11 protein-coding genes are annotated in these 15484 nt (G+C 75.6%); 6 read left to right on the top strand and 5 right to left on the bottom strand.

Features of this window, described 5'->3' with window-relative positions; all coding sequences use genetic code 11:
• Positions 1-20: 20 nt before the first annotated feature.
• Positions 21-2330 (bottom strand): dTMP kinase, encoded by a 2310-nt coding sequence (tmk, locus tag KUM42_RS13235; protein WP_237492981.1) that lies wholly within the window; start codon positions 2328-2330, stop codon positions 21-23.
• Between the two features lie 210 nt (positions 2331-2540).
• Here tmk and KUM42_RS13230 point away from each other — a divergent pair, with 210 nt between their 5' ends.
• Entirely contained in the window at positions 2541-3341 is an 801-nt protein-coding gene (locus KUM42_RS13230; protein WP_237492979.1) for a trans-aconitate 2-methyltransferase, read from the top strand.
• A gap of 76 nt (positions 3342-3417) precedes the next feature.
• Here KUM42_RS13230 and KUM42_RS13225 read toward each other — a convergent pair whose 3' ends face one another.
• From KUM42_RS13225 to KUM42_RS13210, 4 genes are all read right to left on the bottom strand, one after another.
• Complete coding sequence (locus KUM42_RS13225; protein ID WP_237492977.1) at positions 3418-4167, bottom strand: class I SAM-dependent methyltransferase; 750 nt, start codon at positions 4165-4167, stop codon at positions 3418-3420.
• Complete coding sequence (topA, locus tag KUM42_RS13220; protein WP_237492975.1) at positions 4167-7067, bottom strand: type I DNA topoisomerase; 2901 nt, start codon at positions 7065-7067, stop codon at positions 4167-4169. The genes KUM42_RS13225 and topA overlap by 1 nt, the downstream gene beginning before the upstream one ends.
• A gap of 194 nt (positions 7068-7261) precedes the next feature.
• The gene (locus KUM42_RS13215) at positions 7262-8803 is read right to left on the bottom strand and encodes an alpha/beta hydrolase (protein WP_237492972.1); all 1542 of its coding nucleotides are present in this window, start codon (positions 8801-8803) and stop codon (positions 7262-7264) included.
• The gene (locus tag KUM42_RS13210) at positions 8800-9123 is read right to left on the bottom strand and encodes a hypothetical protein (RefSeq protein WP_237492970.1); all 324 of its coding nucleotides are present in this window, start codon (positions 9121-9123) and stop codon (positions 8800-8802) included. The genes KUM42_RS13215 and KUM42_RS13210 overlap by 4 nt, the downstream gene beginning before the upstream one ends.
• A gap of 247 nt (positions 9124-9370) precedes the next feature.
• Between KUM42_RS13210 and KUM42_RS13205 the strand changes: the two genes are divergently transcribed.
• From KUM42_RS13205 to KUM42_RS13185, 5 genes are all read left to right on the top strand, one after another.
• Positions 9371-9997: a hypothetical protein gene (locus tag KUM42_RS13205; protein WP_237492968.1), complete on the top strand. Its 627-nt coding sequence runs from the start codon at positions 9371-9373 to the stop codon at positions 9995-9997.
• Entirely contained in the window at positions 9976-10698 is a 723-nt protein-coding gene (locus KUM42_RS13200; protein ID WP_237492966.1) for a signal peptidase I, read from the top strand. The genes KUM42_RS13205 and KUM42_RS13200 overlap by 22 nt, the downstream gene beginning before the upstream one ends.
• A complete protein-coding gene (locus KUM42_RS13195) occupies positions 10695-12185 on the top strand; it encodes a diguanylate cyclase (RefSeq protein ID WP_237492964.1) in 1491 nt (496 codons plus the stop codon). The genes KUM42_RS13200 and KUM42_RS13195 overlap by 4 nt, the downstream gene beginning before the upstream one ends.
• Positions 12182-12853, top strand: a complete 672-nt coding sequence (locus tag KUM42_RS13190; protein ID WP_237492962.1) for a DNRLRE domain-containing protein — start codon at positions 12182-12184, stop codon at positions 12851-12853. The genes KUM42_RS13195 and KUM42_RS13190 overlap by 4 nt, the downstream gene beginning before the upstream one ends.
• An 81-nt stretch (positions 12854-12934) precedes the next feature.
• Positions 12935-15445, top strand: a complete 2511-nt coding sequence (locus KUM42_RS13185) for a DEAD/DEAH box helicase (protein ID WP_237492960.1) — start codon at positions 12935-12937, stop codon at positions 15443-15445.
• The last annotated feature ends 39 nt before the right edge of the window (positions 15446-15484 follow it).

Below are 15484 nucleotides of genomic sequence, written 5' to 3'. Positions count from 1 at the left end.
CTCGCGGGGGAAGGCGTCGCTCACGGGTGCAGCTCCGGCGTCGGGCCGGTCTGGACGACGTGGTCGGCGTGCCGGCGGCTGCGCGGGACCTCCGCGTCGGTGGGCAGCTGCTGCAGCGGCAGCCCCTCCAGCAGCGTGCTGGTGCGCACCCGGATGGACGCGGCGAGCTCCTCGGGGGTCTGCCGGGCGTCCAGCACCAGGTAGCGGTCGGGCTCGGCCTCGGCCAGGGCCTGGAACGTGCGCCGCACGCGCTGGTGGAAGTCCAGGGACTCCGACTCGAGCCGGTCGGCCACGGCGCGCCCCCGGGCCCGGGCCAGCCCCACCTCGGGGGGCAGGTCGAGCAGCACGGTCAGGTCGGGCCGCAGCCCCTGGGTGGCCCAGCGGGAGATGGACCGGACGTCGTCCATGGGGATGGTGCGGCCGGCGCCCTGGTAGGCCAGCGAGCTGTCGACGAACCGATCGGTGATGACCACCTCGCCGGCGTCGAGGGCCGGGCGCAGCACGTCGTGCACGTGCTGGGCGCGGTCGGCGGCGTACATCAGCGCCTCGGCGCGCGGGGAGAGCCCGGCGCTCGCCGGGTCCAGCAGCATCGCGCGGATCTTGCCGCCCAGCGCCGTCCCGCCGGGCTCGCGGGTGGTGCTGGCGACCAGGCCCTCCTCGGTCAGCCACTCCTGCAGCCGGCGCACCTGGGTGGACTTGCCCGCGCCCTCCCCGCCCTCGAAGGCGATGAACACCCCGCCCCCGGCCAGGCGGCGGCGGGCGGTGGTGTCACGCCGCAGCGCGGTCATCACGTCGGCGACCAGCGGCACCGGGCGGCCGTCGTCCATCTGCCGGTAGGCCAGCAGGCCGACGAGCACGGCCAGCAGGCCGGCCACCAGGAGCAGGACCCGCTCCCCCGTCACCGGCAGGGTGAACGCGCCGAGGTCGACGCGGCGCTGGCCGATCACGCCCACCAGGAGCGGCGTCAGGCCCAGCGACACGATGAGCGCGGCGCGGACCAGCGACTGGACCAGGGCGAACGTGCGGCCGCGGATCGCGTCGTCGATCTCGGTGCCGAGCAGGGTGAAGCCGGACAGGTAGGCGACGCCGGCGAAGAAGCCCATGAGCACGACCAGCAGCAGGGCGATCCACAGCGCGACCGTGGAGCCCAGCACCAGCAGCGTGCCGCCGGCCCCGACGATGGCGATGCCGAACAGCCGCTCGCGGGACAGGTCGTGGGCCACGCTGGGGCCGAGCGCGATCCCGAGACCCAGGCCGACGAACACGGCACCGAACAGCACGCCGTAGGCCGCCTGCCCGCCGCCGAGCGCCTCGACGAACGCCTGGCCGGTGGCGATCACGACGCCGGCGGCGACGAAGGCGCCGGTGATGCCCACGACCAGCCCGCGCACCAGGGGGGTGTGCCCGGCGAAGGAGAAGCCCTCGCGCAGCGAGCCGAAGAAGCTCTCCCCGGTGACCTGCACGCCCGCCGCCCGCCGCCCGCTGATCGAGGGCAGGTTCCAGATGACCACGGCCGCGACCAGGAAGGTCAGCGCGTTCAGGTAGAGCGCCAGGTCGACCTCGTCGACGCCGGGCAGGACGTCGCTGAGCCCGCCGCCGAGGGAGGCGAGCAGGGCGAACACCGCAGCCGCGGCGACCGGGGTGAGCCCGTAGGTGGTGACCAGCGACAGCTGGTTCGCCGGCTCCAGCTGGTCCTTGCGGAGCATGTTCGGGACGGCGGCCTCCTTGGCCGGGATCCAGAACAGGCTGATCGCCTCGATGAGGAACTGGGCGATGAACAGCCACACCAGGTCGTCGACGACCGGGATCGAGGCGAAGAGCGCGAACCGCAGGACGTCGGAGACCACCATCGTGCGGCGCCGGTCGAAGCGGTCGGCGAAGGCGCCGGCCAGCGGGCCGAGGACGATCGCGGGGAGCAGCCGGAAGAGCAGCACGCCGCCGAGGGCGAAGTTGGCCGCGGCGAACCCGTCGACCAGCGAGGTCGCGGTCGCGGTGATCGCCAGCAGGCCGAGCCAGTCGCCGAAGCTGGACAGCGTCATCGACAGCCACAGCCGGCGGAAGTCGCGCACCCGCAGCACGGCGCGGACCTTCGCACCGAGACCGACCGCCCCGGGACCCTCGTGCGCCTCGCCGTCGTCGGCCTCCACCGGGGCCGCGCCGGAGCGGTCGGTCCAGGCGGCGCCGCCGTCGAGCAGGTCGGCCAGCGGGACCCCGGCGCCGTCGGGCGTCGGCGTGCCGGCCGGCGGCAGCCCGTCGGTGGGCACGGCACCGGAGGAGGGCCGGGGAGCCGCGGGGGGCCCGGCGACGCCACCGGAACCGGCACCGGGCATGGCGCCGGCCGTGGACGGGCCGTCAGCCTGGTCGGAGCTGATCGAGACCCCCCGGGGTGTGGGCGGCGCACGGGGCGCGCGGTGCCCGGCCGGGTCTCGGCCGGACCCGGTCACCGTACCGGCCGGGTCGGACAGGACGGGGCCGTCGCGACCCGAGACCGGGCGCGTCCAGCCGGCGTCCTCCCCGGCCGCAGGCCGTAGCCTCCCGTGGTGGACAGCGCCACGGGCTGGGACCCGACCACCTACCTGCGCTTCGCCGACGAGCGGGCCCGGCCCTTCGGCGACCTGCTGGCCCGGATCGGCGTTCTGGACCCCGACGAGGTCGTCGACCTCGGCTGCGGTGACGGATCCGCCACCGCCACCCTGGCGCAGCGCTGGCCCGACGCCCGGGTGAGCGGCGTGGACAGCTCCCCCGCCATGCTCGCCGCCGCTGCCGCCCTGGCCGTGCCCGGCCGGCTGGAGTTCACCGCCGGCGACGTCCGGGACTGGCGGCCGGCGGCACCGGTCGACGTCCTGGTCAGCAACGCGGTGCTGCACTGGGTGCCCGGGCACACCGGGCTGCTCACCCGCTGGGCCGGGGACCTCGCGCCCGGCGGCTGGCTGGCGGTGCAGGTGCCCGGCAACCAGGCCGCTCCCACCCACGCCCTGCTCGCCGACCTGGTCGGCGGCCACCGCTGGGCCGGCCGGCTGGCCCCGGGCGTGGACACCGTGCTCGACCCGGCCGCCGTCCTGGACCCGGCCGGGTACCTCGACGTCCTCACCGCCGCCGGGCTGTCCGCCGACGCGTGGGAGACGACGTACCTGCACGTGCTGACCGGCGTCGACCCGGTGCTGCGCTGGGTGTCGGGGACGGTGCTGCGTCCGGTGCTGGCCCGGCTGTCACCCGGGGACGCCGACGAGTTCACCACCGAGTACGCCGACGCCCTGCGCGCGGCCTACCCGGCCCGCCCCGACGGGACGACGGTGCTCCCCTTCCGCCGGGTGTTCGCCGTCGGCCACCGGCCCGACTGAGCCCAGGGCCGGCGGTGGGGTCAGCGCGCGGCCGCGGGGTGCGTGGACCCCGCGGCCGGGCCGGTGAGCGCTGCCGTCACCGCGGGGTAAGCCGGTACGCCCGGGTCGTGTATGGCAGGTCCAGCAGCTCGCGGCCCCGGGTGTCGGGGTGGGTGGCCAGCAGCTCGCGGACCCGGCCGAGGAACTCCGCCCGGCCGGCGGCGTCCTTGACGGCGACGTAGCTGCGCGTGCCGATGCCGCCCACCACCTGCTCCGGGGTCAGCGACTGGACCACGGCGTCGTCGAGCACCTCGACGTCGGCCGGCAGCGCGGCGGCGAACCGCTCGACCACGCCCTGGTCGGCCTCGTGGCCGCGGGCCTCCTCGACGATCAGCTCGCCCAGCGCCCGCACCCACGGCACCCGCTCGTCCCGGGTGTTCCAGACGAAGCCGACGACGCCACCGGGCCGCAGCACCCGGCGCAGCTCGGCCGCGGCGGGCTCGATCTCGAACCAGTGGGCGGCCTGGCCGGCGACGACCGCGTCGACGGAGGCGTCGGCCAGCGGGAGCGCCTCCGCTCCCCCGACCTCCACGCGCACCTGCGGCAGCCGGGCGCGCAGCTGGTCGAGCATGCCGGCGGAGATGTCGACGGCGACCACCTCGTGCCCGGCCTCGACCAGCCGGTCGGTGAACAGCCCGGTGCCGGCACCGAGGTCGGCCACCCGGCGGGGTGCCGCGCCCAGCAGGAACGGCACCACCCCCGCCGGGTAGCCCGGCCGGAGGGCGGCGTACTCGGCCGCGACCTCACCGAAGGAGGTGCGGAACTCCTGCCAGCCGGGCACGGTCATCAGCTGGCGGCGACCGGCTCGGTGACCGCCGCGGCGGTGGTCGCCTTCTTCTTCACCGGCGCCTTCTTCGCGGTCGCGGCCTTGGTGGCCGTCGTCTTCGTGGCCGCCGTCTTGGTGGCCGTGGCCTTCTTGGCGACCGCCTTCTTGGCGGGGGCCTTCTTCGCCGGGGCCTTCTTGGCGGCGGCCTTCTTCTTCACCGGCGCCCGCTCGCGGCGGTCGGCCAGCAGCTCGGCGGCCCGCTCAAGGGTCAGCGTCTCGATCTCGTCGCCCTTGCGCAGGCTGGCGTTGTGCTCGCCGTCGGTCACGTAGGGACCGAAGCGGCCCTCCCGCACCGTGACCTGCCCCTGGCTGACCGGGTCGGGGCCGAGCTCCTTGAGCGGCGGCTTGGCGGCGGCCCGGCCGCGCTGCTTGGGCTGGGCGAAGATCGCCAGCGCCTCGTCGAGGGTGACGGTGAACAGCGCCTCCTCGCTCTCCAGCGAGCGGGAGTCGGTGCCCTTCTTGACGTAGGGCCCGTACCGGCCGTTGAGCGCCTGGATCTCCTCGCCGTCGGCGTCCTTGCCGATCGTGCGGGGCAGGGTCAGCAGCTGCAGGGCCTGCTCCAGCGTCACCGTCTCCGGCGTCATCGTCTTGAACAGGCTGGCGGTGCGGGGGGTCTCCTTGCTGCCCTCGGGCAGCACGGTGGTGACGTAGGGGCCGTAGCGGCCGGCCTTGACCGCCACCGGGAACCCGGACTCCGGGTCGGTGCCCAGCTCCCGGTCGCTCGAGGGCGCGTCGAGCAGCTCGGTGACCTTCGCGCTGGTCAGCTCGTCGGGGGCGATGTCGTCGGGGATGCTGATCCGCGCGCCCTCCTCACCGCCGGCCTGCAGGTAGGGCCCGTAACGGCCGACCCGGACGACGACCGGCTCGCCGTTGGGCGTGACCGCGCGCAGCGGGATGGAGTTCACCCCGCGGGCGTCGATCTCCTCCAGGCGCTGACCCACGACGGACTTGAGGCCACCGGAGGCGCCGATCCCGCCGGCGTGCCCGCCCGCGCCGCCGAAGTAGAACTCGGTCAGCCAGTCGACGCGGCCCAGCTGCCCGGCGGCGATCTCGTCGAGCTCGCGCTCCAGCAGGGCGGTGAAGTCGTAGTCGACCAGGGCGGCGAAGTGCTGCTCCAGCAGGTTGACCACGGCGAAGGCGATGAAGGTCGGCACCAGTGCCGAGCCCTTCTTCCACACGTAGCCGCGGTCCTGGATGGTCTGCATGATCGACGCGTAGGTCGACGGGCGGCCGATCTCCAGCTCCTGCAGCCGGGCGGTGAGGCTCGGCTCGGTGTAGCGCGCCGGCGGGCTGGTGGTGTGCCCCTTGGGGTCCAGCTCGCGGGTGTCGAGGGTCTGACCGCGCTCGACCCGCGGCAGCCGGCGCTCGCTGTCGTCGCTCTCGGCGTCGTCGGTGTGGTCGTCGTCCTTGCCCTCGACGTAGGCGCGCAGGAACCCGGGGAAGGTGATCGTGCGGCCCGAGGCGGTGAACTCCACGGCCTCGTCGGTGCTGGAGCGCCCCGCCAGCCGGATGCTCAGCGTCTTGCCCACGGCGTTGGCCATCTGGGAGGCGATCGTGCGCTGCCAGATCAGCTCGTAGAGCCGGAACTCGTCGCGGGCCAGCTGCGAGGCGAGCTGCCCGGGGGTGCGGAAGGAGTCACCGGCGGGGCGGATGGCCTCGTGCGCCTCCTGGGCGCCCTTGGCCTTCTTGTCGTAGCGGCGCGGCTCGGTGGGCACGTACGCGTCGCCGTAGAGCTCGGCGGCCTGACGGCGCGCGGCGGTGATCGCCTCGTTCGACAGGTTCGTCGAGTCGGTGCGCATGTAGGTGATGTGACCGTTCTCGTACAGCCGCTGGGCCACCCGCATCACCTGGGCCGAGGACCAGCCGAACTTGCGACCGGCCTCCATCTGCAGGCTCGAGGTGATGAAGGGCGCGTAGGGCTTGCGCGTGTAGTCGCGCTCGTCGACGCGGCTGACGGTGACCGCGCGGCCTTCCAGCCGGGCGGCCAGACCGCGGGCGCCGGCCTCGTCGAGGTGCACCACGTTGCTGGTGACCGTGCCGGTGTCGGCGTCGAAGTCCTTGCCGGTGGCGACCCGGCTGTCGTCGACGCTGACCAGCCGGGCGCGCAGGCTGGTGGGCTCACCGGCGTCGGCGCCGGCGCGCTGCTGCGCGACCTCGAACACCCCGTCCAGGCTCCAGTAGTCGGCGGCGGTGAAGCGCATCCGGGCGCGCTCCCGCTCGACGACGATGCGGGTGGCCACCGACTGGACGCGGCCGGCCGACAGCTTCGGCAGCACCTTCTTCCACAGCACGGGGCTGACCTCGTAGCCGTAGAGCCGGTCGAGGATGCGGCGGGTCTCCTGGGCGTCGACCAGGGCGGTGTCGAGCTCGCGCGGGTTGGCCACCGCGCGGGCGATCGCCTCGCGGGTGATCTCGTGGAAGACCATCCGGCGGATCGGCACGGTGGGCTTGAGCGCGTCGATCAGGTGCCAGGCGATGGCCTCGCCCTCGCGGTCCTCATCGGTCGCGAGGTAGATCTCGCTGGCCTCCTTCACCAGCTGCTTGAGCCGGGTGACCTGCTGCCTGCGGTCGGGGCTGACCACGTAGAGCGGGGCGAAGCCGTGGTCGACGTCGACGCCGAGCCGGGCCCAGGACTCGCCCTTGTGGGCGGCGGGCACGTCGGCGGCGTTGCGCGGGAGGTCGCGGATGTGCCCCACGGAGGCCTCGACGACGTAGTCGCTGCCCAGGTACCCCGCGATCTTCGTCGCCTTGGTGGGCGACTCGACGATGACGAGGGGCTTGCCACCGGTGGCGGCCGCGCGCTTGCGCGGCGTGGCGGTACCGGTGGTGGCGGCGGACTTCGCGGTCTTGGTGGGCGGCACGGTGCTCCTGTCGGGGTGCTGGTGCAGGCGCCGGGAGGACCCGGGCGCACACGGGGCAGTGTGAGCTGCACCCGTTCGGCGAGGCCACGGTAGGCCACCGCCCGTAGAAGAGCCCGGGCGGCGACCGTCACCGGGCGCGCCGTCGGTCGTCCAACGCACGGCGACGGCAGCTGTTCCCGGGCTCCCGGGGCGGCTCATCCGTGCGGGCGGGTGCCGGCGACGACCTCGCCGATCGCGGCCAGCGTCGGGCGGTCCCGGTCGTAGTACTGGGTGTGCCACTGGGTCACGTCGGTGGGCAGGTCGACGTCACCGAAGCCGGGGTCCGAGGGGGTGTCCCCGAACCAGTCCAGCCAGGAGACCGGGTCGGTGGGCGACCAGGCGCCGTAGACCTCCTCGGCCTCGAGGTCCTCGGCGTCCCCGGCGGGCACCCCGGGGCTCCCCAGCAGGACGACGGCGTCGGCGGCCAGCTGCCCGGGAGCCCGGGCCGCCACCCCGGTGACGACCGTGCCGTAGCTGTGCGCCAGCACCGTCGTCCTCGGTGGGGCAGCGCGCACGAGGGCCGGCGAGGCAGACCGGGCGGCAGCGAACCCGTCCAGCGCCCGGTCCAGCGCCCGTCCGCCCCGCAGTGCGTCGACCGGCTGCCACGCGGTGGACCAGCGCGGCGTCCGGTAGCCCAGCCACGCGATCGTGGCGACCGCCAGCCCCGGCGCGGCGACCGCGGCCGCGGCCGCCACGTCCCGGGCGTCACCGACCAGGCCGCCGAGGTCACCGGCGGGGGTCGTCTCGATCCCCGGGACGAGCACGCCCACGGCGGCCGCGGTGTCGACGTCCCCCACGGACAGCGCCACCAGGTCCTCGGCCGGGTCGAACTGCAGGAGCTGGGCCACCGAGCCGGCCGCCTCGACGGCGGTCAGGACCGCCTGCACCGCCAGAGCCGTCCGGTGGCCGTCCGACCCCGGCGGCAGGTGCTGGAGGGCGGCCCTCACGTTGGCCCGGTTGGCCTGGTCCCGGGCCCAGCCGGGCAGCCCGTCGAGCGCGCCGATCGCGCCCGGCTCCGTGGTGATCGCCGCCTCCTGCTGGGCCACCGTCAGGGCCGACCACCAGGTCGCGACGGTCTGCGGTGCACCGCCGGCCGGCGCCACGGGCAGTGCGGTCGCGGGCAGCCGGGCCACCAGGTCGGCGAAGGGGACCGGTCCCGGCAGCGCGACCGCACCCAGCGCGGCCAGTGGCCCGGCCGCGGCCCGCGCGCACTCCCCTGCGCGTGCCGCGGCGGCGAAGGCGTCCTCGGCGGCGGCAGCTGCCGATACCCCGGCGCGGGAGGCCGCGGCCACGTCGGCGACCTGGTCCGGGGACATCGCCGGGTGCGACGACGGCACCCCGGTCACCCGGCCGCCGTCGTCCAGCCCGATGCTGGCGGAGGCGGCCACGACGCGGGCCTGCTCAGCCAGCTCCTGGGCTGCTGCCGCGGCGCCGGCCAGCCCGTGCAGGTCCTCCAGTGCACCGGTGAGCGCGCCGGTGACCGCGGCGGTCGCCGAGGACAGCTCGACGAGCGCTGCCTCGGCTGCCGTACCTGCCGGGCCCGACCAGCAGTCGGCGTCGCCGAGCCGGCGGCCGAGGTCGTCGAGCCGGTACCGCCAGGGCAGCAGCCGCTCGGCGACGACGTCCAGCGTGCCGACGGAGCCACGCAGCAGCGGCAGGTCCCAGCCGGCGAGCGCGGCCAGTGGGGTGGCGGTCACCGGGGCACCGGGACCCGGCCGGCCCAGCCCGGGTCGAGCTGCCCGGCGATCCCCGCGTCGGCCGCGCGGTAGGTGGCGACGGCGGCCTCGAGGCTCGCCGCGACCGCCAGCGTCCGGGCGGCCAGCGTGGTGACCAGTTCGGTCCACCCGGCGCCGGCGAGACCGGCATCGACGCCGACCGGGCCCTCGAGGGCACCCGTCAGCGAGCGGCCGGTGGCCGCGCAGAGCTCGCCCTCCTGTGCGAGCTCCACGCCCAGTGCGGACAGCTCCGCCAGCAGCGCCGCGAGGGCGTCGAGCTGGACGGAGATCAGATGGGACACGGGGCCTCCCGGCGCGGCAGCGGACCCTGGAGGGGACCGACGGGCAGGACGTTAGGAACGCCTCGGGACCGCCCGGGCACCGTCGTCCACACCCCGTGGCGTCGTCCACAACCCACGCTCCGGCGCCCCGCCGGGGGCACACGTCGGCCCGTCGCGCGAGCCCTGCGCCACCCGTCCCACCCGATCGGGTGGAGAAGATGTCTCCGAGACGCTCAAGCAGGCGGCTCGTCCGGCCGACCAAGAGCCCATGAGATCGATGGACCCGCAGGTCACGGCCACGGCACCTGCCGCTCGGCGCCGGTCGCTCAACGGCCTGGCGCTGCAGCTGTCGGCCGTCGCGCTGTCCTTCATCCTGGTCTCGCTGCTGGTCGTCACCGCCTCGCACGCCGCCTTCGTCGCGCAGACGGACAACCCCCGGAACCACGTGGGTGCCGGTGCCGTCCACCTGGCCGACGACGACTCCGGCTACGCGATGTTCGCCGTCGACGGCCTCACGCCGGGCAACGTGCAGGAGCGGTGCATCAAGGTCACGTACACCGGCACGGTCGACGCCGGTGACGTCCGCCTCTACGTCCCGTCCGCACCGACCGGCGCCCTGGCGCCCTTCCTCGACCTCACCGTCGACATCGCCCCCGACAACGCCGCCGGCCCCGGGTCCTGCACCGGCTTCGGCACCGGCCAGCGGCTCTTCTCCGGGACGCTCTCCAGCCTGGCCTCCACGCGGAGCGACTGGACCACCGGACTGAGCACCTGGCAGCCGGCCGGCACCCCCGAGACGCGGGTCTTCCGCTTCCGGCTCCAGGTCCAGGACACCCCGGGCGCGCAGGGGCTGGCCACGGAGTTCGGGTTCACGTGGGAAACACGGACCAGCTGACCGCTGCGGGCGGCGCGGCCGCGCACGCCCGGCACCGGGTGGCGCTGTACGCCGCCGGCACGGTGAGCATGCTGGTCCTGTCGATGACGGCCAGCCTCGGGCTGTGGATCGGCCTGCCGTGGGCGCTGCTCGGCTGGTCGCCCACCCTGATCGTCTCCGGGTCGATGGCGCCCCTGGTGTCCCCCGGCGACGTGGTCGTGGTCCGACCCGTGCCCACCGACGAGCTGGGCATCGACACTGTGGTGCTCTACGACCGGCCCGAGACCGGACGCGTCCTGCACCGGATCGTGGCCGTGCTCCCCGACGGCACCTTCCGGACGCAGGGCGACGCCAACGACGTCCCCGACAGCGCCCCGGTCCGGCCGGTCGACGTCCGGGGCGTCGCCGTCCTCGCCGTGCCGTGGGTGGGCCACCCCTCCCTGTGGCTCCGTGACGGCGAGCCGCTCCCCCTCACCGCCACCGGGACGGTCCTCCTGCTGCTGGTCGGGCTCGCTCCGCGCGCCGTCGACCCCGCCTTCGACCCCTGGGGCGCGACGCAGCGGGTGAACCCCGCCGAGGTGCTGCTGGGCCGGACCCCCGGCGACCGACGGACGGACGGGCTGCTGCCCGCCGAGCTCCACGACCTCGTGCACGCCCGCCTGGCCAGGCAGAGCGCCGCGGTCTCCGACCGGACCACCCACCTGCTGGAAGGACTGTCATGACCCGCCACCGTGGTGCCACGACCCGGGACCGCCGCCTCGACGCCGGCAGCCGGCACGGCGGTCGGTCGGTGGCCGAGCGGGCGCTGGGGCAGATCCGTCTCGTCGCGGTGGCACTGCTGCTCGTCGGCGGAGCCGGCCACCACCCCGCCCCCGGGGCGACCCTCGACCGGGGTCAGGCCCTGGTCCTGGTCGCCGTTGCGGCCGTGGTCCTCCTGCTGGTCAGCGTCGTCTCCTCGCGCGCCGGGCGTGCCCGGACCGGACGGCGGTCGACGCTCGCCCTCGTGGCCACCGCCGCCGACGCCCTCGTGGTGCTCGGCGTCGTCGGGACCGCGGGCCTGCCGCCGCGGTCGATGGCCCTGGTCCTGCTGATGCTGCCGCTGCTGGAGGCGGCCCTGTGGTTCGGCCTCGTCGGGCTCGCCGTGCTGTGGACGCTGTGCTCGGCCGCGCTCGGCGTCCTGGTCGTCACGGACCCGACGAGCATCCCGGACGGCGCGCTCGGCGTCCTCGTGGTCGCGATGCCGACGCTGCTGCTGGCGACCATCCCGGTGGCGATGCTCGCCGAGCACCTCGTCGCGCAGGTGGGCCGGCTGGGGACGGCCCGGGCCGCGGCCGACGACCGCGCCCGGCTGCTCGGTGACCTGTCCGCGATCACCGCGGACATCTTCCCGCTGGACGTCGAGTCGGTCCTGTCCCAGCTGGTCCGCGGCGCCCAGCAGCTGGGCGCGGTCGAGGTGACCGTGGCGGCACCGGTGGGTGACGCGGCGTCCACCGACGGCCCGGGGTCCGCGCCGCCCGGGGGGTCCACGGTGCTGCGCCGGGAGCTCGCCGTGCCCGGTGGCACGCCGTACGCCTTCCGGGCGCTGGTCACCGGCTCCGCCGACGAGGTCGCCCGGCGCGTCGAGGCCCTGGACCTCCTGGTGGCACAGGCGCGGGTCGGCCTGGCCAACGCGGTCCTGGTGCGGCAACTCGAGCGGCTGAAGCAGACCTACGAGGAGCAGGCCACCCGCGACCAGCTGACCGGGCTGCTCAACCGGCGCGGACTGGTGCTGCGGGCCGAGCAGCTGCCCGGCCGGCTGGGCGTCCTGTTCTGCGACCTGGACGGCTTCAAGGCCGTCAACGACACACTCGGCCACGCTGCGGGTGACGAGCTCCTCACCGAGGTGGCCCACCGCCTGGAGCGGTGCGTCGGACCGACCGGTGTGCTCGGGCGCATGGGCGGCGACGAGTTCGTCGTCGTCGTGCCCGGCGCGTCGGAGGTCGACCTGACCGACCTGGGCCTGCGCATCGAAGGGGAGCTGGCGCGGTCCTTCGTCCTGCCCGCGGGCACGGCCGTCATCGGCGTCAGCATCGGGGCGGCGTCCACCGCCGTCGGGGAGCAGGACCTCGAGGCGCTGCTGACCCAGGCCGATCGGCTCATGTACGAGGTCAAGCGGAGCCGGGCGACCCGCAGGTCCGGCCGCGCCGAACTGACCGGGGCACCGGCGTGAGGCGCCGTCCACGCGCCGTCCGGCTGGCCGTCCGCGCCCTCACCGTCGGGGTGGCCGGAGCGCTGACCGTGCTGCTGGCGCAGGTGCCGGTCGGCGCCACGTTCACCGCCACGACCGTCGACGGCACCAACCGGGTCGGCACCGCCGCGAACTTCTGCGAGAAGACCGAGTTCGTCACCGCGTCCGCCGTGGCGTGGACCGACCAGGCCGCCCCCACGACCAACCAGCCGGACACCGGGACGCTGCGCGTGCGGTCGCGGACGGCGGCCGGCGCACGGACCTGGGTCCGCTTCGACCTGCCCCCGGCGAAGCCGGGCTGCACCCTGCTGGCGGCGACCATGCGCCTGCAGAACCTGGTGCCGGGGAGCCCGACCATCGTCGACGCGTTCCTCGGTGACCCGGCCGCGCCGACCTGGACGCCGGGCACGATCACCTGGGACGACCAGCCGAGCGGCCTCGGGACGGGGATCGGCGGCAGCATCATGACCGCACCGGGCACCCAGGTCTGGGGCGTGACGGACGAGGTGCGGCAGCAGTACGCCACCGGGCTCAACAACGGGTTCGTCCTGCAGGACCGCTACGAGACCGGCGGCACGGGCATCGAGCAGCAGTACGACGGGGTGCTGACCAGCCCCACGGCGCCGCACGTCCAGCTCGACTGGCGGTGACCGACGACCGGGCGGTGATCTGGTGCACACCCACCCGGTCAACGGGCCCCGACCGTCACCCGGAGGTGTGACAGTGGTGGGGTGACGTCCCTGCGCCCCGCCGGCGCCGACCCGGCCGCCCTCCCCGGCACCGAGCTGCTGGACGCCCTGCTCGCCGGCACCGACCCCGAGGACGACCCGGTCACCCACGTCCACCGGCTGCCGGCGCGCCCCAGCCGGACGGCGGAGTGGCCGGCCTGGGTGGCGGCGCCGCTGCGGGAGAAGCTGGCCGAGCGCGGGGTGCTCGCCCCGTTCAGCCACCAGGTGGGCGCCGCCGAGCTGGCCCGGGCCGGTCAGCACGTGGTCGTGGCGACCGGGACGGCGTCGGGCAAGTCGCTGGCCTACCAGCTGCCGGCGCTGACCGCGCTGGCCGAGGACCCGCGGGCCTGCGTCCTCTACCTGGCCCCGACCAAGGCGCTGGCCCGCGACCAGCTGGCCTCGGTGGCGGCGCTCGCGGACTCCTCGGTGCGCCCGGCCGCCTACGACGGGGACACCCCGCAGGAGGAGCGGGAGTGGGTGCGGCGGCACTCGCGCTGGATCGTCACCAACCCGGACATGCTGCACCGCGGGATCCTGCCCGCCCACCAGAAGTGGTCGAGCACGCTGCGCCGGGTGGCCTACGTGGTCATCGACGAGTGCCACGCCTACCGCGGTGTCTTCGGCTCCCACGTCGGGCACGTGCTGCGGCGGCTGCGGCGGATCTGCCGGCGGTACGGCGCCGAGCCGGTGTTCGTGCTGGCCTCGGCCACCGTCGCCGAGCCCGCTGCGGCGGCGAGCCGGCTGGTCGGCGCGCCCGTCACGGCCGTGACCGACGACGGTTCGCCGCGGCCGGGGGCGACCTTCGCGCTGTGGGAGCCGCCGCTGACGGAGAAGACCGGTGAGCACGGCGCCCCGCTGCGCCGCTCCGCCGCCGCGGACGCCGCCGGGCTGCTGGCCGACCTGGTCGAGCAGAACGCCCGCACGCTGGCCTTCGTCCGCTCCCGCCGCGGCGCGGAGTCCGTCGCCGAGCAGGCCCGCGCGATCCTGCGGTCGCGGGGCCGGTCGGACCTGGTGCCGCGGGTCGACTCCTACCGCGGCGGATACCTCCCCGAGGAGCGGCGGGAGCTGGAGCGGTCGCTGTCGACCGGGAAGCTGCTGGGCGTCGCGACGACCAACGCCCTGGAGCTGGGCATCGACATCGCCGGCCTGGACGCCGTGGTGCTGGCCGGCTACCCGGGCACGCTCGCCTCGCTGTGGCAGCAGGCCGGGCGGGCCGGGCGCGCGCAGACGGAGTCCCTGGTCGTCTTCGTCGCCCGCGACGACCCGCTGGACCACTACCTGGCCCACCACCCGCGGGCGGTGTTCGGCCGGCCCGTCGAGGCGACGGTGACCGACCCGGCCAACCCCTACGTGCTCGGCCCGCAGCTGTGCTGCGCGGCCGCCGAGCTGCCGCTGGCCCCGGACGACCTGGCCGACTTCGGCGGCGACGTCGCGGCCGCGCAGGTCGAGCAGCTGGTGGCCGACGGGCTGCTGCGCTCGCGCCCCACCGGCTGGTACTGGGCCGGCCGCGGGCGCCCGGACGTCGACATCCGGGGCAGCGGCGAGCCGCCGGTGTCGATCATCGAGGGCTCGACCGGCCGGCTGCTGGGCACCGTGGACGGCGACGCCTCGCACGCCACCGTGCACACCGGCGCGCTGTACGTGCACCGCGGCGAGACCTGGGTGGTCGACGAGTTCGACGTCGAGGACGCCTGCGCCGTCGTGCACCAGGAGAGCCCGGAGTGGACGACGGTCGCCCGGGACACCGTCGACCTGTCCATCGTCTCGGTCGACCGGACCCGGCCGCTCGGCGCGGTCACCGCGCACACCGGCGTGGTGGACGTGACCAACCAGGTGGTGGCCTACCAGCGGCGACGGCTGGGCACCGGTGAGGTGCTCGCGGAGTTCCCGCTGGACCTGCCCGCCCGCCAGCTGCGCACCCGCGCGGTGTGGCTGACCCTCGACGACCGGGCCGTGGCCCGGGCCGACGTGGACGACGTGGCGCTGCCCGGTTCGCTGCACGCCGCCGAGCACGCCTCGATCGGGATCCTGCCGCTGCTGGCCACCTGCGACCGCTGGGACCTCGGCGGGATCTCCACCGCGCTGCACCCGGACACCGGTGCGGCCACGATCGTCGTCTACGACGGGCACCCCGGTGGTGCGGGCTTCGCCGAGCGCGGCTATGCGGTGCTGCGGGACTGGTTGCAGGCCACCCGGGCGACGGTCGCCAGCTGCGAGTGCGAGTCCGGCTGCCCCTCGTGCGTGCAGTCGCCCAAGTGCGGCAACGGCAACGACCCGCTGGACAAGGCCGGCGCGGTGCGGGTGCTGGACGTCGTCCTCGACGAGCTGGCGCGCGCCCCGGAGCTGACGGCCGAGGAGGCGGTGATGACCCGGCCCCCGGCGCCGCGGTCGGGGCTGTTCGGCACCTCCGGTCCGGGTGCACCGGCGGCCGAGGACGCGCCGTCCGGCGAGCCGGCCGACGACCTGGTCCCCGAGCCCACGCCGGGGCCCGACCCCGAGGACCTCGTCTTCTGACCCCACGGGCCGGACGTCGGGCGGCGCCGGACCGGCGCG

This window comes from Modestobacter sp. L9-4 (assembly GCF_019112525.1).
Lineage (GTDB): Bacteria > Actinomycetota > Actinomycetes > Mycobacteriales > Geodermatophilaceae > Modestobacter.
Note: the sequence above shows the minus strand (reverse complement) of the source record. Positions and strands in the feature narration are given on the sequence as shown.